The sequence below is a fragment of the Thalassobacter stenotrophicus genome, from assembly GCF_001458315.1.
Classification (GTDB): domain Bacteria; phylum Pseudomonadota; class Alphaproteobacteria; order Rhodobacterales; family Rhodobacteraceae; genus Thalassobacter; species Thalassobacter stenotrophicus.
Genome location: NZ_CYRX01000009.1, coordinates 194304 through 214517, shown reverse-complemented (window position 1 = coordinate 214517; position 20214 = coordinate 194304). Strand labels below are relative to the sequence as shown.

General features: G+C 57.4%; 20 protein-coding genes, 1 tRNA gene and 1 pseudogene. 11 read left to right on the top strand and 11 right to left on the bottom strand.

The features are described from left to right. The 7 genes and pseudogenes from THS5294_RS03215 to THS5294_RS03190 all read right to left on the bottom strand — a co-directional run. Nucleotides 1-810 (bottom strand): IS5 family transposase (locus THS5294_RS03215; protein ID WP_233486391.1); only part of this gene is annotated, 810 nt, incomplete at its 3' end. An 83-nt stretch (nt 811-893) separates the two neighbouring features. Beyond that, nucleotides 894-1613, bottom strand: coding sequence for a tyrosine-type recombinase/integrase (locus THS5294_RS03210; RefSeq protein WP_233486395.1), 720 nt, complete (start codon nt 1611-1613; stop codon nt 894-896). A 33-nt stretch (nt 1614-1646) separates the two neighbouring features. Next, nucleotides 1647-1883: pseudogene (locus THS5294_RS18785) on the bottom strand (integrase arm-type DNA-binding domain-containing protein); the annotation flags it as partial. Nucleotides 1884-2004: 121 nt separating this feature from the next. Beyond that, nucleotides 2005-2081: transfer RNA gene (locus tag THS5294_RS03205), tRNA-Arg, on the bottom strand. A 47-nt stretch (nt 2082-2128) separates the two neighbouring features. Then, nucleotides 2129-3523 carry a sensor histidine kinase gene (locus THS5294_RS03200; RefSeq protein ID WP_058122583.1) on the bottom strand — a complete coding sequence of 465 codons (1395 nt, stop codon included), beginning with the start codon at nt 3521-3523 and terminating at the stop codon, nt 2129-2131. Nucleotides 3524-3626: 103 nt separating this feature from the next. Next, a complete protein-coding gene (locus THS5294_RS03195) occupies nt 3627-5045 on the bottom strand; it encodes a dihydrolipoyl dehydrogenase family protein (protein ID WP_058122592.1) in 1419 nt (472 codons plus the stop codon). Nucleotides 5046-5092: 47 nt separating this feature from the next. Continuing rightward, on the bottom strand, nt 5093-5842 hold the full coding sequence (locus THS5294_RS03190) for a TVP38/TMEM64 family protein (RefSeq protein ID WP_058122582.1): 750 nt from the start codon (nt 5840-5842) through the stop codon (nt 5093-5095). A gap of 317 nt (nt 5843-6159) precedes the next feature. Here THS5294_RS03190 and rpmH point away from each other — a divergent pair, with 317 nt between their 5' ends. The 8 genes from rpmH (at nt 6160) to yihA (ending at nt 12870) form a co-directional block, all read left to right on the top strand. Continuing rightward, nucleotides 6160-6294: a 50S ribosomal protein L34 gene (rpmH, locus tag THS5294_RS03185; protein WP_026757035.1), complete on the top strand. Its 135-nt coding sequence runs from the start codon at nt 6160-6162 to the stop codon at nt 6292-6294. Between the two features lie 13 nt (nt 6295-6307). Next, complete coding sequence (gene rnpA, locus THS5294_RS03180) at nt 6308-6691, top strand: ribonuclease P protein component (protein WP_058122581.1); 384 nt, start codon at nt 6308-6310, stop codon at nt 6689-6691. Then, a complete protein-coding gene (gene yidD, locus THS5294_RS17880; RefSeq protein ID WP_072936706.1) occupies nt 6688-6909 on the top strand; it encodes a membrane protein insertion efficiency factor YidD in 222 nt (73 codons plus the stop codon). The genes rnpA and yidD overlap by 4 nt, the downstream gene beginning before the upstream one ends. A gap of 111 nt (nt 6910-7020) precedes the next feature. Next, on the top strand, nt 7021-7887 hold the full coding sequence (gene ttcA / locus THS5294_RS03175) for a tRNA 2-thiocytidine(32) synthetase TtcA (RefSeq protein ID WP_058122580.1): 867 nt from the start codon (nt 7021-7023) through the stop codon (nt 7885-7887). A 61-nt stretch (nt 7888-7948) separates the two neighbouring features. Next, a complete protein-coding gene (locus THS5294_RS03170; RefSeq protein WP_058122579.1) occupies nt 7949-9484 on the top strand; it encodes a GGDEF domain-containing phosphodiesterase in 1536 nt (511 codons plus the stop codon). A 142-nt stretch (nt 9485-9626) separates the two neighbouring features. Then, entirely contained in the window at nt 9627-11474 is a 1848-nt protein-coding gene (yidC, locus tag THS5294_RS03165; protein WP_058122578.1) for a membrane protein insertase YidC, read from the top strand. A 2-nt stretch (nt 11475-11476) separates the two neighbouring features. Then, entirely contained in the window at nt 11477-12217 is a 741-nt protein-coding gene (locus THS5294_RS03160) for an MOSC domain-containing protein (RefSeq protein WP_058122577.1), read from the top strand. Beyond that, a complete protein-coding gene (yihA, locus tag THS5294_RS03155; protein ID WP_058122576.1) occupies nt 12217-12870 on the top strand; it encodes a ribosome biogenesis GTP-binding protein YihA/YsxC in 654 nt (217 codons plus the stop codon). Before THS5294_RS03160 ends, yihA begins: the two co-directional genes overlap by 1 nt. Here the strand turns inward: yihA and THS5294_RS03150 are convergent, their stop codons facing one another. Then, the gene (locus THS5294_RS03150) at nt 12871-13599 is read right to left on the bottom strand and encodes an SDR family NAD(P)-dependent oxidoreductase (RefSeq protein ID WP_038008575.1); all 729 of its coding nucleotides are present in this window, start codon (nt 13597-13599) and stop codon (nt 12871-12873) included. It lies immediately after the preceding gene. 112 nt (nt 13600-13711) lie between these two features. On the opposite strand from THS5294_RS03150, the gene argB reads away from it, so the two are divergent. The 3 genes from argB to THS5294_RS03135 all read left to right on the top strand — a co-directional run bounded on the left by argB (nt 13712) and on the right by THS5294_RS03135 (nt 16766). After that, nucleotides 13712-14578, top strand: a complete 867-nt coding sequence (gene argB / locus THS5294_RS03145) for an acetylglutamate kinase (protein WP_058122575.1) — start codon at nt 13712-13714, stop codon at nt 14576-14578. A 50-nt stretch (nt 14579-14628) separates the two neighbouring features. Continuing rightward, the gene (locus THS5294_RS03140; RefSeq protein ID WP_058122574.1) at nt 14629-15423 is read left to right on the top strand and encodes a sterol desaturase family protein; all 795 of its coding nucleotides are present in this window, start codon (nt 14629-14631) and stop codon (nt 15421-15423) included. An 872-nt stretch (nt 15424-16295) separates the two neighbouring features. Continuing rightward, on the top strand, nt 16296-16766 hold the full coding sequence (locus tag THS5294_RS03135; protein WP_072936705.1) for a SixA phosphatase family protein: 471 nt from the start codon (nt 16296-16298) through the stop codon (nt 16764-16766). A gap of 72 nt (nt 16767-16838) precedes the next feature. Here THS5294_RS03135 and THS5294_RS03130 read toward each other — a convergent pair whose 3' ends face one another. From THS5294_RS03130 to THS5294_RS03120, 3 genes are read right to left on the bottom strand one after another with little or no spacing between them, the layout of a single operon-like run. Then, complete coding sequence (locus THS5294_RS03130; protein ID WP_038008582.1) at nt 16839-17618, bottom strand: amino acid ABC transporter ATP-binding protein; 780 nt, start codon at nt 17616-17618, stop codon at nt 16839-16841. A gap of 12 nt (nt 17619-17630) precedes the next feature. Further along, the gene (locus tag THS5294_RS03125; RefSeq protein WP_058122572.1) at nt 17631-18923 is read right to left on the bottom strand and encodes an amino acid ABC transporter permease; all 1293 of its coding nucleotides are present in this window, start codon (nt 18921-18923) and stop codon (nt 17631-17633) included. Between the two features lies 1 nt (nt 18924). Continuing rightward, a complete protein-coding gene (locus THS5294_RS03120; protein ID WP_038008586.1) occupies nt 18925-20151 on the bottom strand; it encodes an amino acid ABC transporter permease in 1227 nt (408 codons plus the stop codon). Nucleotides 20152-20214: the final 63 nt, after the last annotated feature.

Here is a 20214-nt window from a genome sequence, read left to right as displayed (position 1 = left end):
GATTTGAATCTCCGCGACTTGCCGGTCGAAGTCTCGAGCCATGAGGCTCTGGCCCAGTTGCTTCAGGCAATGCATCTTGGTTTCGACGCGGCCTCGGCGGTGGTATCCGCTCCAGCGCCGCCACGAAGTACGACCCAGGTATCGCTGCGCATTAACTGCTTCGTTTCGTGCAACAACTCCGGGGCTTGTTGGCTTCCAAGGCTTAGCATTCTTGCGTGGCGAGATCACTGCGTGGGCGTCTCTGGAGGAAATCGCCTCGTGACATTTGCGCGTGTCGTAGGCCCCATCGTCTGTCACTGATCCAATGTCCTGATCTGACGGAATTTGCTTCAGTAACTCAGGTAACATGGGCGCATCACCAGTGTTGCTGCTGGTGACCTCGACGGCCCTGACCTCCAGTGTTTCCTCGTCGATGCCTATGTGTATCTTGCGCCAAATACGCAGTTTAGGCCCGCCATGCTTGCGGGCGTTCCACTCGCCTTCGCCCTCGGCTTTGATGCCGGTGCTGTCAATTAGCAGATAGATAGGGCCAGTTCCCTCACGATAGGGTAAGCTCACGTTCAACACCTTCTGGTGGCGGCAAAGGGTGCTGAAATCGGGCACCGCCCAATCCGATCCGACCAGCTTCAGCAAGCTTTCTACAAAGCCTGTCGTCTGCCGAAGCGGCAGGCCAAACAACACCTTCATCGTCAGGCAAGTCTGGATTGCAGCGTCGCTGAACTGGGACTGTCGCCCACGCCTGCCGCTTGGTGGCGGTGTCCAAACCATCTCAGGATCAAACCAGAGTGAAAGCGATCCGCGACGCTTCAAAGCTTAATTGTGAGCCGACCAATTCTGGGTCTTGTATTTTGTAGGGGCCCAACTGCTCATGACCTCTAGCTATCATCATGGATTCACAAGATGAATCCCCTCAGGCCATTTGTGCAACAAAGCCTTCTACGGTCTAAAAGATCGCTTCTTGCATAGGCCCGCTCAACGTCGGACCCCACTTTATGAGATAGGCTCATTTCAGCAACTTCCCGTGGAGCTCCTGCAACCTCCCCTGCCCAATCGCGGAACGTCGAGCGAAAACCGTGAACGGTTACCCCTTCAACATTCATCCGACGCAACAACATCAGCATAGACATGTTAGACAGCGGCTTATTGCGCTTCTGTCCCTCGAACACATACTCAGACTGCATTGCGCGCAACGGCTCTATGATCGCCAGCATTTCATCTGTCAGAGGAACGCGATGCTCCTCGCCACCCTTCATCCGTTCTTCGGGGCAAAGCCAAAGCCGCTTTTCCAGATCAACCTCTTCCCAACGCATCCCCTTAGCTTTCGCGACATCCAGTACCGTCTTGATGCGTTGCGCCAGCCGCTTGGCAGTCTCATGCTTTTCCGTCCAGATCGGGCCAAGGCACATCATCACCTCAGCCTGATCAACGCTATCAATCGGCATGCGGCCAATTTTGGGAAACGCATAGTCGCGCAGTGTGTTGATCCATTGCTGGCCGTGCTTAGCGTTTTTCCAAGTGGGCATCCTATCAATGTGAACCTGTTTCGCCACATCTTCGAATGTTGGGATTTCGAGGGAGGCATTAAAGCGGGGGGTCAACCCTTGCTTTGCCATCCGCCGATATTCGAGCGCGCGTTCTCGGGCTTGGTTGAGCGTCACAACATCTGCACCGCCCAAACCAAAATCCGTGCGCAGCGGCGCTCCCTTCCTATTCTTCTGGCCTTTTACGACAACGCGCACAATCCACCTGCGCGCACCTGAGGGATCGACAACCAAATATAGGCCACCGCCGTCGCCATGACGCCCAGCGCCAAGGTTTTCGACCAGCTTTTTGTCAACTTGCCTGTTAGCGCCAATAGAAATACCACATTCTATACCACTCAAGGTACAGATATGGGTGCCATCGAAATAAATTCAATGCCACCTACGGACTACGACAAACCGCACAAAACGAAAGAGAAAAGCCGCCCAAAGCAACTAATTCAAATCAACCAGAAATAGTAAGTGGCGGACTGGGGAGGATTCGAACCCCCGACCCCTTGATTCGTAGTCAAGTACTCTATCCAACTGAGCTACCAATCCGCGTGTGGGTCGTTTAGCCCCCAGCTCCGACACGCGCAAGGGCTAAATCACACAATTTCGAGAATGCCATCGCGGGGCAAACAAATGCAAAAAGTGGTCCCGTTAGGCCCGGTCTCTTTTAGGGTCAAAGTCCCACCGTGCCCCTTGATCAACTCAGCCGCGATGGCGAGACCTAGCCCCGTGCCCCCCTTGCGCGCAGTGCCCTGAAACGGCTGAAATAAGTACTCTTGCGCGCGCGGTGGCAGACCCGGCCCTGTATCCACGATCTCAATCCACCATGCACGTGCATCCTCATGGGCGCACATCGTGATCGTGCCCGGTGTGCCTGTGGCCGCAATCACTTGGCGCGCATTCCGGACGAGGTTCCCCAACACTCGGTGCAATTGATCGGGGTCGGCCCGAACCTGCATACCCAACGGAATGTCCGTGCTGATGCTGACCACATCGGCAGCAACAGCCAATTGCTCAGATTCGGCAATGTCCTCAGCCAGCGTCGCAAGGTCGAACCGCGTAAGGGCCGGTGGGCTTTCCTCGGCCTTGCCAAAGGCCAGCGTCCCCTCGCACAGCGATACGGCTCGACTGATCGAGTTCACGATCTTCGGGCCCACACGTTTTACCGTTGGATCATCCACACTTTCGAGACGATCGCCCAGCAATGTCGCGGTTGTGAGAATATTGCGCAGATCATGGCTAATCTTGGCCACGGCACCGCCCAATTGCGCAAGACGCTCCTTTTGCTTGAGCGATTGGCTCAGCTGGCTCTGCATCGCCGACAATGCCTCTTCTGCGGCGCGCAGTTCCACCACCGAGGAGGCGGGCGTTACGATCCGGCGCGCATCCTCCGGGGCTTCGGCGAACCGGTCCATCTGATCCACAAGCTTACGGATTGGCATCACCAACACCCGACGCACCGCCATAAACAGCAGCACCGCCGTGATCGCAGAAATCATCAACGACAGCCAAAAGATGTTACGTCCATACTCAAGCAAAGCCGCATGAAGCGGTCGCGAGTCGAGCGCGAATTCGATCTGTATGCCGCCACCCATCACGGGCTGGCCCAGAACACGGATCACCTCGGGTTCGGGGTTAATCAAACGGCTCATCGCATCACGGATTAGGACCCACGCACGGTCATCGCGCAGATCAACCGTCTGCCCCACAGGAAACGGCAGAGGGCCCGAAAGCACCAATTCCCGCGCCACATCCCGGCGCAGAACGACGTTTAGAACGCCCGCGTTGCGCAACAGTTCTTGTTCAACCTCCGGCGCAATCATCTCACCCGCGGCCAAAAGGTTGAGAGACGCGATCTGCGCCCGCTCTAACCGAGCCAGCAAATATTCCTCTCGGAAGCGGGCAATCGAGGGCAGAAAAATCAGGATCTCCGCCACCATGACGAAAATCACGGTCAGAACAAGGAAGCGGCCAGAAAGTGTGTTGATCATCGGCTCTGCTGTGTTGGGTGTGCGGAGGGGCGCCCAATTGGACGCCCTCCCCTGTCATATATAATTGACACCACTCTGTCCAATATGGCGGCGCAAATTTCGCTTATGGTAGAACCTTTTGCACGAAACGCACGACCCGTTTGACCGTCGGATTATCGAACAGGCGCGGCACGTAATATTGCCCTGCGGCACGCTTGTTGATCTCAGCGAGCGTTGGGTAGGGCGCGATCATGGCAGCCACGGCTCCGATCTTGAGCTTGTTGGCCAATACAAGAGACCACGTCTGGATCAGCTCCCCCGCATGGGCCCCCGCAATGGAGGCCCCCACGGGTCGGCCCTTGACGATCATCACCTTGATCAGACCCTCCGTTTTGCCTTCGGCGATTGCGCGATCATTCTCGTGGTAGGGAAAGCGGACAACCTCCAACTTGTCGCTATACGCCTCACGCGCCTGCGCCTCCGTCAGCCCAACCTGAGCCAGCTCAGGGTCGGTGTAGGTGGCATAAGGAATATGATCCTCGCGGATTTTGGCGGGCAACCCAAACAGCATAGAGCGGATGATTGTGGCCCCGTGATAGCCCGCAACATGGGTGAACTGATGACGCCCCGCAGCATCCCCGATGGCGTAAACCTTGGAATTCGTGGTTTTCAGCGCCATGTCGGTTTTCACGCCGCGCCGATCATACTCAATCCCCGCCTTTTCCAGATCAAGCTTATCGACATTGGGCTGACGCCCCACCGCCATCAACAGGTGTGAACCCGCAAAGACCGAGCCATCCTTTGTATGGATCTCAATCGCGCCAGCACTGCCCGCGATCTTTTCGGCAATCTGCCCTTCCGCGATTTCAATCCCTTCGGCACGCAGCCGATTTAGGACAACCTCAGCCATCTCAGGATCATCCCGGCCCAGCGCCTTTGCGCCCTCCAGCACCGTCACCTTTGAGCCCAAACGCACATGCGCCTGCGCCATTTCCAGCCCGATGGGACCACCACCGATAATGATCAAATGCTCCGGCTGCTCACGCAGATCAAACAAGGTCTCGTTCGTCTCATAGGGGACGGTATCAAGGCCCGGGATCGGCGGCACAAAGGGGCGCGACCCGGTCGAGATTACAACACGGCGCGCCGTGATCTGATAAGGGCCGGCCTGCACAGTTTTGGCGTCAATAAATTTGCTAAACTCCCGGATCACCCGAACGCCCATTCCCTCAAACCGCTCTTGGCTATCAACGGGTGCGATCGTGTCGATCACCTTGTGCACATGATCCTTGGCCGCGGCATAGCTGACCTCGGGCATTACCGGGGTCACACCGAATTTGGCGCCATGGGACATCGCATGGGCCTGCTTGCCCGCCGCGATCAAAGCCTTGGACGGAACGCAGCCAAAGTTGAGGCAATCGCCGCCCATCTTGTGACCTTCCAGCAGCACCACATCGGCGCCCATCTGGCTGGCACCTGCGGCCACGGACAACCCGCCCGAGCCTGCGCCAATTATCAGGATATCTGTTTTAATCTTTTCCATGGGTTCGGTGCTTTCTTTGAGCATTGCGTCAGTGGTGTTCAGCGCGTTCATTGTGCCGAGCCTTTGCGGAACTTTTTGAGGATAATTGGCAGGACCGAGAGAGCAGCCAGCCCAAGAATGGGGCCCATGACATGGGGCTCAAAAATGATGCCAAGGTTAGGCGTCTCACCGCGAGCAAACACCTCACCAAGGCCCGCACCCACCCATGTGTAGACCAAGCCACCCGGTAGGATGCCGAAAAACGTTGTGAACACGTAGCGTTTAAGCGAAACCCCCATGAACGCGGGGATCAGGTTGGCCACAAAGAACGGCACGGCAGGGACAAGGCGCATTATGAAGAGGTAGGAAACCTCATCCTCTTTGATGCCGTCTTTGATTTTGCGCACGGCCCCTTCGGATGCGTCCAACTTGGCGGACATCTTGTCCCCTAAGCCTGACTTCGCCGCGAGGAAAATCGCCGTGGCGCCAATGGTCGCGGCCCCTGCGTTAAACAAAACGCCCGGAAACAGTCCGAACAAAAAACCGCCCGTCAGCGTGGCAATCGCCGCACCCGGCAGTGAAAAGCCCACGATCACAATATACGCCCCGACAAAGGCCAACGCGGTCAGCAGGTAATTTGCGTCCCGAAATCCGATAAGCGATTCGCGGTTGTCCGCAAGCGTTTGAAACGACAGCGTATCGCGCAGAGCATAGGCCCCAACGGCGGCGACGGTGAGAATAGCAATCAGCGGCAGGTTCTTTACCAGCGTGCTTTTCTTGGGCGTATCTTGTGGCATTTGTTGGTGTGTATCAGTCATCGGAATAATTTCCTTGGTAAATCTAAGATCGTGAGCCGAATTGGCTTTCGTTGCAGCCTTGATGCCTCATGCAAGGTGCGGGAGATAGCCAACCTCACGCGGGGGTGATGTCAGGTGATGGGATTCGGGGTCAAAACAGGGGTTTGTGACAAAGCGTGTCACCAAACCTTGGGCCAAACACGCAAATCAGCACAAAAGATGTAACATTCTACACCCGCACGCCGTTGACAGGTCCCCTCCCCACGCTTATGCAGCGGCTTCACGAGATTAACGCCTGTCGAATCCCATCCGGGCACCGACTTGATAGGAGCACCGACATGAAACGCACGTTTCAACCGTCCAACCGCGTTCGCAAAAACCGTCACGGCTTCCGTGCGCGCATGGCCACCAAAGCTGGTCGTAAGATTCTGAACGCACGCCGCGCACGCGGCCGGAAATCGCTGAGCGCCTAAGGGCCTCGTAGCGATGAGTGTTGAGCCGCCGGTGCCCCGGACCAAAGGGACACCGGCGGTTTCTTTATGCGTACTCAAAAAGCGTGCCGATTTTCTGCGCGCCGCCCGGGGCCACCGCGTGCCTGCCGGGTCATTTTTGTTGCAGGCGTACAATCGCCGCGATGAAGATGTCGCTTTGCGCGTCGGCTACACGTGTTCCAAAAAGGTCGGCAATGCCGTTGCTCGTAACCGCGCCAAGCGCCGCCTGCGGGAAGCCGCGCGTCTTATCCTGCTGCACCACGGACAGCCCGGCTGGGACTATGTCCTGATCGGCCGCGCCAACCAAACAGCGGCACGTGATTTCCAAGACCTGCTCTCGGACCTGCGGCGCGCGCTCAGCAAGGTACATGGCAAATGACGCCGCTTGCATGGGTCTTTTCCTTACCGGTTCGCGCGTACCGTGCAGTTTTCTCACCTATTGTGGGGTTCAACTGCCGCTACGATCCGACATGCTCGGCCTATGCGCTTGAAGCTCTGTCCAAGCACGGCGGGCTCAAAGGCGGGTGGCTCGCGTTTCGACGCATTCTGCGCTGTCACCCTTGGGGCGGGCATGGCGTGGATGACGTACCCGACTAATGCGCGGACATGCGAAATAGCGCGCCTACCGATGTCTTTCTTTTCCAAGCCCCGCATCTAGTGTAGCAGCGCGTCATATCCCGCAGACGGGCACGCACAGGAGCAACGATCATGCTTGACGACGACAGCGACATTCACCCGCTCTTTGCCGGGGCCCCGAAAACCACTGCCTTCAAGAAACTGCGTAAACGGCTGGTCCGCGACACACGCGAAGCGATTGAGCGGTATGGCATGATTGAGCCGGGCACGCGGTGGCTGGTCTGCTTGTCGGGTGGCAAGGATAGCTACACGCTGCTCGCCGTATTGGCTGAGCTGCAATGGCGCGGCCTGTTGCCCGTGGATATCTTGGCCTGCAACCTTGATCAGGGGCAGCCCGGCTTTCCGGCCACGGTCCTGCCTGCGTTTCTAGAGGAACGTGGCGTGCCGCACCGGATCGAATACCAAGACACCTATTCCATCGTCGTCGACAAAGTCCCGGCGGGCCGGACGTTTTGCGCGCTGTGTTCGCGGCTACGGCGCGGCAATCTTTACCGCGTTGCCCGCGAAGAAGGCTGTTCGGCCGTCGTGCTTGGCCATCATCGCGACGACATCCTTGAGACGTTCTTTTTGAACCTCTTTCATGGCGGCAAGCTGGCGACAATGCCGCCCAAGCTGTTGAATGATGACGGGGATTTGTTTGTCCTGCGGCCCTTGGCCCACGTGGCCGAGGCGGATTGCGACGCCTTTGCCAAGGCTTTGAACTATCCGATTATTCCCTGCGATCTGTGTGGTTCGCAAGATGGCCTGCAACGCCAAGTCATCAAAGCCATGCTCGACGGGTGGGAGGAAAAAATCCCCGGTCGCCGTGCAAAAATGTTCTCGGCGCTCATGCAGGCCCGTCCCTCGCATTTGCTGGACCCTGAGCTGTTTGATTTCGCCGGTCTCATGAGATCTGGCGAATTTGAGGGAAATGATAAACAGGTCCCCGAGCTGCGTTAAGCAAACGGTCAGCAACACGGGTTAACACTTGGCATCAGACTGCGAGCCCGAGGAGTGACCCATGCACCGAACATCTGCCCGACCCGCCCGATTGCGGGCGGCCCTACAACGCTGGGAAATAGCCGCGACGTTTCCCATCTTCGTGCTTTTGGGTGCGGTGGCGGTTGGCTTGACGGTAGGTGAAATCGCAGGGCTATCGGTGGCAGCTTTGGGCCTGCCCGCCCTATACTACTTGCGAAAGTGGGCCATAGCCTCAATGGCATCGCCCCCCGAGGCAGCACCTCAAACGGACCGCGACCTCTTTGTGGATGATGCAGATGCCCTGATGTCGTTTTGCGCGGGCACCAACACATCCACGGCTGTAATGCTCATCGAAGTGGATCCACACCTGATGGTTGGCGGTGAATGGCGCAGCAAGTTCACGGATGACGTATTTACCCGCGTGCAGAAACGATTGGCTTTGTGTGTCCGCGACACCGATATCGTGGCCCGTTGCGGCGACAACATTTTCGGGGTCTTGCTTCAACCCATCCCGCGCGCCGATCTTGATATTGTTCTGTCGATCGTCGAGCGGCTCCAATCATGCGTGAGCGAACCCATCGCACTTGAGGGGCAAACTCTCCATTTTCACAGCGCCATTGGCCTGTGCCTAGATGAACGAAGCCCCGCCCCCACAGGCGCAGCTATCGTAGCGGCCGCAGACTGCGCCTTGCGCGCGGCACACCGCGCAAACGATGGCGGCGTCCGCTCATTCACGAAACAAATGCAAAAAGACGTCGAGGTTGAGCATCAGCTGGCGGGACAAGTCCACGCGGCCCTCGCCACGGGTGCGATCCGGCCATGGTTTCAGCCGCAATTGTCAACCGACACAGGCATTCTCAGCGGGTTTGAGGCACTGGCACGCTGGCATCACCCGGAGTTGGGTATCTTGTCGCCAAAGCAATTTTTACCAGCCGTTGCAGCAAGCCATGCATTTTCGCAGCTTGGCGAAGTGATTTTGCTGCACAGCCTAAAAGCCCTAAAGTCATGGGACACCGCAGGCCTGCGGGTGCAAAGCGTGTCGATCAACCTTTCGGTAGAAGAACTGCGCGACCCGCGTCTTGCAGACCGGATCATCTGGCAAGTGGACCGCTTTGACCAAAACCCGGAACGTATCTGCATCGAAATCCTCGAAACAGTGACACTTCAGGATGGTGACGATGCCATTATCCGCAACTTGCGCACCTTGCGGGGGGCCGGATTTCGGATGGACTTGGATGACTTTGGAACAGGCCACGCCTCTATCTCGCACATCGCTCGGTTTGGCGTGGGGCGCATCAAGATCGACAAATCGTTTGTGGCAAACGTCGACACGGACCCAAACCAAAAGCGACTTGTGGCGGCGATCCTATCGATGGCCGAGCAGTTGCGCATCGAAACCCTCGCCGAAGGGGTCGAAACCCCGGGTGAACACAGCACACTCGCCCAACTTGGTTGCGCCCATGTGCAAGGCTACGGCATCGCAAAACCGATGCCCTTCGAGGACACCATCGGTTGGGTCAGCGCCCACAACGCCAAAATCACAAACACAAGGATTGGCAATCGCCGCTTAGGCTGATGCGAAACACAACCTGACCTCCCCACATTTTGATCGCCGAACATAGGCGTAGCGCCCTACCTGCGACGGGAAAGCGCTTGACCTTTGGCCCCTGCCGCTATTGAACACCGGGGACCAAATGACTGCCGGGGATGCGCACAGAATGGACGACCAAAACAAGAACCTCATCCTTGCCACCGCACTAAGCTTTTTGGTGATCTTGGTCTGGTTTGTCCTCTTCCCACCGGAAGAGCCCCAGGCCCAGGCACCGACTGTGACAACCGCCGCTGATGGCACCGCTGTCCTTCCACCTGCAGCTCAAGATACCGGCGTTGCAATCCCAAGCTTGGCGGTCACGCCTGAGCAATCACGCGCCCAAGCGCTTGGCTCGACCCAGCGCATCGACATCGAAACGCCCCGCCTCGAAGGTTCGATTTCCCTGACAGGCGGTCGCCTCGATGATCTGGCGCTCAAAGATTATAACGAGACCCTCGAAGACGACAGCCCGATTGTCACTCTGCTCTCGCCCGTGGGCGGCGCGGACGCGTATTATGCACTGTACGGCTGGGCCCCGGGCGGCGATCTCGGCTTTGACCAAGTCCCGGGCGCGGCCACAGCATGGCAGGTCGAGCGCGGCACGACGCTCACACCAACCTCACCCGTCACGATCCGCTGGGACAATGGCGCGGGCCTGATCTTCCGTCGCACGTTTGAAATCGACGAAGACTACATGTTCACCGTCTCACAAAGCGTTGAAAACACCGGCACCGTTGAGGCGCGTATGGCCCCCTACGGCATCGTTGCGCGGCACGGTCAGCCTGACACGGTTAACTTCTTCATCCTTCACGAAGGTGTGGTGCGCAAATCCGACGGCACCCTGTCCGAGGTCGACTACGACGACATGACCGACCTTGACGTGCTGCCCCGCGAAGGCGCTCAGGCCGATGTGCAAGAAGTCGCCGGCAACGGCTGGATCGGCTTTACAGATAAATACTGGATGACGACGCTAATCCCCGGTGATGGCCAGCCCTTCACCTCGGTGACCAAGTATGTCGCAAGCGCTGACATCTATCAGACTGAAGCCCGCCTGCCGACGATGTCCATCGCGCCGGGCACAAGTGCCGAGGTCAGCACCAAGCTCTTTGCCGGCGCCAAGGAATGGGAAGCCATCCGCAGCTACCAAAACGACAAAAACGTCGAAGGTTTTGTGGACAGCATCGACTGGGGTTGGTTCTATTTCCTGACCAAGCCGATTTTTGTGGCCCTGCACTGGCTCAACCTGATGATCGGCAACATGGGCTGGGCAATTATCGCACTGACCTTCGGGATCAAAGCGATCCTGCTGCCACTGGCGTTCAAATCCTACGTCTCCATGGCTAAGATGAAAGAACTTCAGCCTGAGATGGAAAAGATCAAGGAGCGCGCTGGCGACAACCGCGAAAAGCTCCAAAAAGAAATGATGGAACTGTACAAGACCGAAAAGGTGAACCCAGCCTCGGGTTGCCTGCCGATCTTGCTGCAAATCCCAATCTTCTTCTCGCTCTATAAGGTGATTTTCGTCACGATCGAATTGCGCCACGCCGCATGGTTCGGACCGTTCCGCGACCTTTCCGCACCCGATCCAACGTCCATCATCAACCTCTACGGCCTGTTGCCAAACGCAGCACCAAACCCAGAAAGCTTTATGGCGCTGATCTTTATCGGCATCCTACCACTCCTGCTTGGTATCTCGATGTGGTTCCAGCAAAAGCTGAACCCAGCACCAACAGACCCCACACAGCAAATGATTTTTGCGTGGCTGCCTTGGGTGTTCATGTTCATGCTTGGCGGTTTTGCATCGGGTCTGGTGGTGTACTGGATCGCGAACAACACGATCACATTCATGCAGCAGTACGCGATCATGCGCAGCCAAGGCTACACGCCGGACCTTTGGGGCAACATCAAGGGCGGTTTCAAGAAGACCCCCAAAGATGCCACGGCAAACGCCAACAAAAAACCAAAGGGTAAGTGACCATGCCGCATCTAGCTGAGATCTGGCGCCACCCGATCAAGGCTCATGGACGCGAAGCATTGGAACGGATCGTGGTACTCACCGGCGGCACCCTACCCGGGGATCGTCGGTGGGCTGTCACACATGAAGCCAGCAAACCGATCACCGGTTGGAGCCCTTGCGCCAACTTTTCACGCGGCGGCAAAGCCCCTGCATTAATGGCGATAAGCAGCGCGTGGGATGCCGAGGCAGGAACCATTACCCTGCACCACCCCGAGCGTCCCAGCATCACGTTTGATCCCGATGCCGACGCTGACGCGTTTATTGAATGGGTCGCTCCGTTGATGCCCACCGATCGCGCAGCCTCTACCGGGATTATCCGGGTTGAAAACCACAGCATGACGGACACTGACTACGCGTCCGTTTCGCTGTGCAATCCTGCCAGCAACCGCGCCGTAGGCCAAGCTGTTGGGCAGCCGTTGTCGCAGCAGCGGTGGCGTGGCAACCTGTGGGTCGATGGGCTGGCTCCGTGGGAAGAATTCGACTGGGTCGGCCACGATATTCGGATCGGCGGTGCACGCTTTCACGTGCAAGAGCCGATCACTCGGTGCAGAGCCACCATGGCCAACCCCGAAACTGGGCGCATCGACGCAAACACACTGGGTGCTCTGAATGACACCTGGGGGCACCAACATTTTGGCGTCTATTTGAAATGCATCCAAGGCGGTGAAATCGCTACGGGTGACACCGTTGAGGTACTTTGATGTCCACGCTCCCCTTCCCTGAGGCCCCCGAGCCTGATGCCGCCCTTCTTGAAAAAGGACGCATGCTGTTTGCGTCTGAGACTGAGTTTCTCAAGGGCGTTGTGGCCATGGACGGCTTGCCGCCTGCGGACCGGCTTGAGGTGTGTTTTGCGGGGCGATCCAACGTTGGGAAATCCAGCCTGATCAATGCTGTGACCGGCCGCAAGGCACTGGCGCGGACCTCCAACACCCCCGGCCGCACCCAAGAGATCAACTACTTCACTGTCTCGCCAGAGCTGTTCCTTGTGGACGTACCCGGCTACGGCTACGCCAATGCACCCGTCGCGGTTGTGCAAAAATGGCAACGTCTGCTTAAGAACTACCTGCAAGGACGCGTCACACTGCGTCGCGCCTTTGTCCTCATTGACGCGCGCCACGGCGTGAAACCTGTCGACGATGAGATCATGTCATTGCTCGACAGTGCCGCCGTAACATTTCAGGTCATCCTGACCAAGGCCGACAAGGTCAAAGAGGTGGATCGCACCAAGGTCCTGACACAAGTACGTGGCGCACTGACGAAACACCCTGCCGCCTACCCAGAACTGTTGGTGACCTCGTCCGAAAAAGGCTGGGGCATTGCCCACCTGCGCGCCCTGATCGCAGGGCTGGAATAGCTAGACGTGCTGGGCGCCGTTGATCTCAATCTCGGTGCCGGAAATATAGCTGCTTTCGTCAGAGCATAGGAAAAAGATCGCGGCGGCCACCTCGGAGGGTTGGCCAAGGCGGCGCATCGGCAATTGCTCCACAATCTTGTCGGTGCCCGGTGAGAGGATCGCGGTCTCCACCTCGCCCGGTGCGATTGCGTTCACGCGCACCCCCAATGGGCCAAAGTCGTGGGCCATTTCACGTGTCAAAGCCGCCAATGCAGCCTTAGATGTCGAATAGGCCGCCCCAGCGAAGGGATGCACGCGGCTACCAGCGATTGAGGTCACGTTCACGACCGATCCCTTGGCCGCCGCCAATTCATCCTTCAAACCACGGGCCAGCACGACAGACGCGAAAAAGTTAACGTGGAACACCTGACCCCATGTGCGCAGGTCCGTCTCAAGGGTGTTCAAACGCCCCCCGTCGGGTGCCTTGGGCGAGATGCCTGCGTTGTTTACCAGCGCATCTAAGCGGCCGTCCAAACGACTGCGGATATCGTCGATCGCCGCCATCGTGGCCTTGGGGTCGGCCAGATCAATCTGAACGTGGTTCTCCGCCCCAGACCCCCACGGACATTCATTCGGAAACGCATGACGAGAGCACGTCAGCACCCGCCAGCCTTCGTTGCTGAACCGTTGAACCGTGGCGTGGCCGATACCTCGGCTGGCTCCGGTCAACACCATAGTGCGTTGTGACATATCATAAACTCCTGCCCCACCCTTGCGCCTTTCGCAAGAGTCGCACAAGCCCCTTCCCCTTCCGCAGGGGCCGCGCTAGAACCTCTCCACCTTTTACCCAAGGCCGCGCCCTATGAAAAAGCAGACTGCCATGACCCGCGACTACATCGCCACCGCCCGCACACTAAACGAAGCGCTCCCCTATTTGCGCCGATACGATGAGGCGATTGTCGTAATCAAATTGGGCGGCCACGCGATGGGATCGGACGAAGGAATGGCCAGCTTTGCCCGCGACGTAGTGTTAATGCGCACCGTTGGTGTAAACCCTGTGATTGTGCATGGCGGCGGACCAATGATTAACGCGCTGCTAGACCGATTGGGCGTGCAGTCGACATTTGTACGCGGCAAACGCGTCACCGATGCAGAGACTGTCGAAGTCGTTGAGATGGTTTTGGCAGGCCAAGTGAACAAACGCATCGTAGCCGCGATCAATGCACAAGGCGGCAAGGCCGTGGGCCTATCCGGCAAAGACGCGGGCCTGATGACCTGCACGCAAACCGACCCCGAATTGGGCTTTGTCGGCACACCGTCCCATGTCGATCCAGGCCTGCTACAGCAGCTATTCCAAGCCGAGATGATCCCCGTAATCGCCCCCATCGGCGCCGGCGAGAACGGCGAGACCTTCAACATTAATGGCGACACCGCCGCTGGTGCCATCGCAGGCGCGCTCAAGGCTGATCGTCTAATGCTCCTCACGGACGTAGCAGGTGTAAAAGACGCAAGCGGCGAGGTCGTGACACAAATGACCTCTGCACAAGTGCGCGAGATGACCGCCGACGGGACCATCGCGGGCGGCATGATCCCCAAAACCGAGACGGCAATGGATGCGCTGGATCAAGGCGTGCGGGCCGTGGTTATCTTAGACGGACGTGTCCCCAATGCCGCCCTGCTTGAACTGTTCACAGATCACGGCGCAGGCTCGTTGATCCGCGCCGAATAGCTCACACAACCGTGGTTTGTGATCTGCGCACAACGCGCTAAAACAAGGTCATGGACAACGAAGTTATCATTCGCCTCAGCATTTTTCTGGGCCTTTTCGTCATCTTGGCAAGCGTAGAGTGGTACGCTCCGCGCCGTGCGCGCGTGCAATCACGGTCGGGCCGCTGGCTTACAAATTGGGGCATGACCATCGCCAACACCCTAGCACTAAGGGCGTTAGCCATAGCACTGCCGTTCCTAGCTGTCGGTGCGGCGATTGATGCAGAAGTGCAGGGCTATGGGCTGTTCAATATGCTGGAGCTTCCGCTCGCATTAAACCTTGTCCTGACCATTCTGATCTTCGACTTCGCGATCTGGTTGCAACACCTAATAACGCACAAAGTCCCGCTATTGTGGCGACTACACCAAGTACACCACTCAGATCGCGATCTAGACGTGACCTCTGCGATCCGGTTCCACCCCTTGGAAATCGCGTTCTCAATGTTGATCAAGATTGGTCTTGTCTATGCGCTCGGACCAGCAGCTTTGGCCGTTATCGCATTTGAAATCCTCCTGAACGCGACCGCAATGTTCAACCATGCCAATATCGCAATCCCGAAACGTGTCGACCGTTGGCTACGCATGTTCATCGTCACGCCCGATATGCACCGTGTTCACCACTCTGATCAGCGTTCCGAGCACGACAGCAACTACGGCTTTGCCCTTTCGATCTGGGATCGAGCCTTTGGAACCTACATTCCGCAGCCTGACAAAGGCCACGATGGGATGACCGTCGGCCTGCGTTGGCAAGACAGCCGAACCGCACGGTTAGACTGGGCACTACTACTCCCGTTCCGCAACCGGTGACCGTGCCAATATGAGTATTTAGGGAACAAAGGAGCGATTAACCTTCATCCCTCGTTAACTCGGCTCATGCGAAAATAAAGCGCGGTACAGGGAGGAGTCCCGATGGCCGTGAACGAAGGAGGCCCCCATCTCTCGCTCTATAATGGCGGCCGGATGGGGGCTGACGCGGTTCCTTTGTTCGACAAAATACTCCCACCGGAGGCTCCCACCTTTCCATCCCCTTGCGACCGCGGCACAGTGCGTCCCATGATATACGATACTCTTCAAACCGAAGCCCGGCAGCGTGGGCTAGTGCTGCTGGGCGGATTTCACCCGAACGCCGAAGACGCTTGCCCAACGGGCACGAAAACGCTTCTTCTGTTTGGCCCAGATCCCAAAGGCTTTTGGCCGATACTAAAATCGGCCCCTGAATTTCAGACAGCTGATGCGGTAGATTGTTGGTCCCGAAGAGTACTTGGCACTTGGGCCTGTGAATTAGGGGCCAAAGCTCTGTTCCCATTCGGCAACCCTTTGCGTCCATTTATTTCTTGGGCGCTCAGGTCCGGACGTTGCCACCTTAGCCCAGCCACTTTGTTGGTGCACGACACCTATGGGCTCATGGTATCGTTCAGAGGTGCTTTGGCCTTGAAAGAATATGTTGAGCTGCCACCGCCTCCCCCCTCGCCGTGTTCGGCATGTGTGGACAAGCCCTGCATAGCGGCCTGCCCAGTGGGTGCACTACGCTCGGGGTATGATACCGACAAATGCCATACACACCTCGACACCCCCGGAAACGACTGCATGGCCAAGGGATGCCGCGCGCGGCGTGCTTGCCCTATTTCTCCCCAACGACCAGATGCGCAATCGGCGCACCATATGCGGTATTTTCACCAATGAAGTTGATCCTCTTGCGCCATGCAAAATCGAGCTGGACCGACCCCCTACAATCGGATCATGAGCGGCCGCTGAACGCACGTGGGGTCACGAGCGCCGCAGCAATTGGAGATTGGTTGCGGGCGAAAGGTCATCTCCCCACCCAAATCCTATGTTCCAGCGCCGCTCGCACGCGCGAGACATGCGACCTGATCCGTTTTGAAAGTGTGCCGACCGAATTCTCCGATGCACTTTATCTTGCAAGCGAGGGCGTCCTCAGCCGCATCATCGAGCAAGCCCACGACGCAGAATGTTTGATGGTGATCGGGCATAACCCCGGCCTTGGGGCGCTTGCCCTCCAACTTGCGGGTCCAACGTTTCAAGACGACGCGCTCTATGCGTTTCCAACTGGGGCCTGCCTTGTAATGGAGGACGGTGCCGTCACGGGCTTTACGGTGCCTCGCCGCCTTCTTGGGACCTCTAAGCTCTAACCAACGCAAAAGGGGCCCCCGAAGGCGCCCCTTTTCAAAACATGTCGTGCCGAGCGCCCAAAGGGCGGCGGCTCAATGACCGAGAATTTGGCTCAGGAACAACTGCGTCCGCTCATTCTGCGGATTGGTAAAGAACGGCTCCGGCGCGTTTTGCTCAACGATCTGGCCTGCATCCATAAAGATCACACGGTTCGCGACCTGACGGGCAAAGCCCATCTCGTGGGTCACGCACAGCATGGTCATGCCTTCTTCGGCAAGCTGGATCATCGTGTCCAGAACCTCTTTGATCATTTCGGGATCAAGCGCCGAGGTCGGTTCATCGAACAGCATGATACGTGGGCGCATGCACAGCGAGCGGGCGATCGCCACACGTTGCTGCTGCCCCCCCGAAAGCTGACCGGGATACTTGTTCGCTTGGTCCGGGATCTTCACCTTCTCAAGGAAATACATCGCCGTTTCTTCGGCTTCTTTCTTGGGTGTTTTACGCACCCAAATCGGTGCCAGCGTGCAATTCTCAAGGATCGTCAGGTGCGGAAACAGGTTGAAGTGCTGAAAGCACATGCCAACCTCTGACCGGATCTTATCGATGTTCTTGAGGTCCGAGGAAAGCAGCGTGCCATCCACGCTGATCGAGCCTTGTTGATGCTCTTCCAACGCGTTGATGCAGCGGATCAGCGTCGATTTACCTGAACCCGAAGGCCCACAAATCACGATCCGTTCGCCGCGCTGGACCGTCAGGTCAATGTCGCGGAGCACGTGGAACGTCCCATACCATTTATTCATATTCTGAATGGAAATGGCGACCTCATCCGAGATTTGCATCTGGGAAGTGTTTACTGCGGTATCAGTCATAATGACGTCTCCTTAATGACGGTCTGTGCGCAGCTGGCCTTCTAGCCACTGCGAATATTTCGAAATGCCGAAGCAGACGACGAAGAACAGGATGCAGGCAAAGGCCCATGTTTCCCAATAAACGCCCGCCCAGTCGGTTGAACTGAGAATTGGCCCGCGGATCATACCCACAAGGTCGAACATCGAGATCACCGACACCAGCGTTGTGTCTTTGAACAACCCAACGGCCACGTTCACGATACCAGGGATCGAGATCTTGAGCGCTTGGGGCAGGATGATCAGCCGCATGGCCTGAGCATAGTTCAAGCCAAGGCTATCGGCCGCTTCATACTGGCCAGTCGGCAGGGCCGCGAGGCCACCCCGGATCACCTCAGCGATATAGGCCGCTGAGAACATGGTGATCATGATGATCACACGCAGGATCAGGTCGATGTTGCTATCGGGCGGAAAGAAGTACGCTAGCACCACGTTGGCCACGAACAGCAGGGTGATTAACGGCACGCCGCGTACGAACTCAATGAACACAACGCAGACGATCTTGATCAACGGCATCGAAGATTGCCGCCCCAGTGCCAGCACAATCCCTAGCGGGATCGACAGCGACACACACACAACGCCGAGGATCATGTTCAGCATAAAGCCACCCATGTTCCGGCTTTCCACCGCCTCAAGCGCGATGAAGCCGGGCATACCGCCCGCGATCATCCCGAAGGCCTGCCAAACAACCCAAGCTCCGACGACACCGCCGCCAAGAGCAGCCGCAAAGCCATATTTGTCGAGCTTGGTAAAGGCGTAGTAGCCCACCATCACGCCCGCCAGAGCACCGATTGGCGTCAGGATCGTACCACCCCAGATGAGCCAGAAGGCCACAAAGGGGTACAAGCCCGTCGCGATCAGCATCCACCGTGGCAGATACATCGGGAACAAAGCGGGCGGCACCGCAAAAAACAGCAGCGCAAAGGCTAAGGACGGACGCCAGTAGAACTCAGACGGGTATTCGAACCCAAAGAGCATCTGGGCGTACCGCTCCGTCAGGACCGAGAAACAGCCGCCGCCGCTGCCGGCGAGGACCTCACGACATTCGCGGATGTTGTTGGTGACCCATGTGCCATTTACGATCCAAGGGATCAGGCCCGACAGCAGCCAGTAGACGACATAGATGCCGACGGCTGTTGCAATGGCGTTGGGCACGCTCGAAATGAGGTTCGTCTTGATCCAATGCACCGCACCTGTTTCCCCCGGTGGTGGGGGGGCTGGTGGGATTTCTTGGGTACGGACGAAGGCGGTGGAATGATCTTGGGCCATATTACCGCTCCTTCAATTTAACAGAATTGTTGTACCAGTTCATGAACAGCGAAATCAGAAGGCTGATCGTGAGGTAAAACAGCATCAACAACAGCACGCATTCGATGGCACGACCCGTCTGGTTGAGCGTGATGCCCCCCAGAGTACCGGTCAGGTCCATATACCCCACGGCAATCGCCAGCGATGAGTTCTTGGTGATATTCAGATACTGCGAGATCAGCGGCGGGATAATCACCCGCAGCGCCTGTGGCAGCACCACCAGCGACATGATCCGGCCCGGACGAATGCCCAGCGCGGCAGCAGCCTCAGTCTGCCCCTTGGAAATCGCAAGAATACCGGCGCGCACGTTTTCCGCGATGAAAGCACCGGTATAGATGCTCAGCGCGAACCACAGTGCAATGAATGAGGTGCGAAGTTGCAGTCCACCCTCAAACCGGAAGCGTCCCATTTCGGGCAATTGCACCCCCACTGGACGGCCAAGGACTAGGTACATCACCAGCGTCGGGACAACCAAAATCGCCAGTGCGGGCAGCCAAAATGGCAGTTCCTTACCGGTCGCGAACAGGTGTTTTTTGACGTAGCTCTTGTAGACAAATATCCCGATAATCGAGGCGATGAACGTCCAAAAGACAAACATGCCACCCGCATCAAAGGTCAGCCGTGGTACGAACACACCTTGGTTCGTAAAGGCCATCACCCCAAAGATCAGCGTTCGCGCAGGGTCGGAGCCGTCACGCGGAATGCGAAACTCTGCGATGGGCGCAAACACGTTGGCGGTGATCGTAAAGATAATAATCAGCCAGATCAGCACAGGAATGTTACGGAAAATCTCGACGTAAACGGACATCAACTTAGAGATGATCCAGTTGTTCGACAGTCGCAGCACGCCGGCAATAACGCCGAAAATTGTCGCCGTGACGCAGGCCAAGAAAGCCACGATCAGCGTGTTCATCGCACCTACGACAGTGGCGCGAAGGTGCGTATCCTGACTGTTATAGGGGATTGGCTGCTGGTTAATATCGTAGCCCGCGGGCGCGCCAAGGAATTCGTAGCTCAGGTCTTGACCGAGACGGTCAAGGTTAGCGAGCAAGTTGCTCACCAAATAACTGACGGAAAGAATAATAGCCATTAGGGCAATAAACTGGAAGGTGTAAGAGCGGTACCGCGTATCGCTCAGCAGCATTCCGATGCGGAAATCACTTTTGGGTGGATCACTCAACGTGGTCATAAGTCTGTCCCCGGTTCCCCTGGGTCTGGCCAGTTTGGCGGTAGCGCGTGTGTCGCGCTATCC

Bases quoted from the DNA above. Each gene is read 5' to 3' on its own strand.
- THS5294_RS03125 (WP_058122572.1), bottom strand. From the start codon at position 18,923: ATGGCCCAAGATCATTCCACCGCCTTCGTCCGTACCCAAGAAATCCCA.
- THS5294_RS03120 (WP_038008586.1), bottom strand. From the start codon at position 20,151: ATGACCACGTTGAGTGATCCACCCAAAAGTGATTTCCGCATCGGAATG.
- rpmH (WP_026757035.1), top strand. From the start codon at position 6,160: ATGAAACGCACGTTTCAACCGTCCAACCGCGTTCGCAAAAACCGTCAC.
- THS5294_RS03140 (WP_058122574.1), top strand. From the start codon at position 14,629: ATGGACAACGAAGTTATCATTCGCCTCAGCATTTTTCTGGGCCTTTTC.
- THS5294_RS03130 (WP_038008582.1), bottom strand. From the start codon at position 17,618: ATGACTGATACCGCAGTAAACACTTCCCAGATGCAAATCTCGGATGAG.
- THS5294_RS03200 (WP_058122583.1), bottom strand. From the start codon at position 3,523: ATGATCAACACACTTTCTGGCCGCTTCCTTGTTCTGACCGTGATTTTC.
- THS5294_RS03190 (WP_058122582.1), bottom strand. From the start codon at position 5,842: ATGACTGATACACACCAACAAATGCCACAAGATACGCCCAAGAAAAGC.
- THS5294_RS03135 (WP_072936705.1), top strand. From the start codon at position 16,296: ATGAAGTTGATCCTCTTGCGCCATGCAAAATCGAGCTGGACCGACCCC.
- yidC (WP_058122578.1), top strand. From the start codon at position 9,627: ATGGACGACCAAAACAAGAACCTCATCCTTGCCACCGCACTAAGCTTT.
- THS5294_RS03210 (WP_233486395.1), bottom strand. From the start codon at position 1,613: ATGGCAAAGCAAGGGTTGACCCCCCGCTTTAATGCCTCCCTCGAAATC.
- yidD (WP_072936706.1), top strand. From the start codon at position 6,688: ATGACGCCGCTTGCATGGGTCTTTTCCTTACCGGTTCGCGCGTACCGT.
- THS5294_RS03160 (WP_058122577.1), top strand. From the start codon at position 11,477: ATGCCGCATCTAGCTGAGATCTGGCGCCACCCGATCAAGGCTCATGGA.
- THS5294_RS03195 (WP_058122592.1), bottom strand. From the start codon at position 5,045: ATGGAAAAGATTAAAACAGATATCCTGATAATTGGCGCAGGCTCGGGC.
- THS5294_RS03170 (WP_058122579.1), top strand. From the start codon at position 7,949: ATGCACCGAACATCTGCCCGACCCGCCCGATTGCGGGCGGCCCTACAA.
- ttcA (WP_058122580.1), top strand. From the start codon at position 7,021: ATGCTTGACGACGACAGCGACATTCACCCGCTCTTTGCCGGGGCCCCG.
- yihA (WP_058122576.1), top strand. From the start codon at position 12,217: ATGTCCACGCTCCCCTTCCCTGAGGCCCCCGAGCCTGATGCCGCCCTT.
- argB (WP_058122575.1), top strand. From the start codon at position 13,712: ATGAAAAAGCAGACTGCCATGACCCGCGACTACATCGCCACCGCCCGC.
- rnpA (WP_058122581.1), top strand. From the start codon at position 6,308: ATGAGTGTTGAGCCGCCGGTGCCCCGGACCAAAGGGACACCGGCGGTT.
- THS5294_RS03150 (WP_038008575.1), bottom strand. From the start codon at position 13,599: ATGTCACAACGCACTATGGTGTTGACCGGAGCCAGCCGAGGTATCGGC.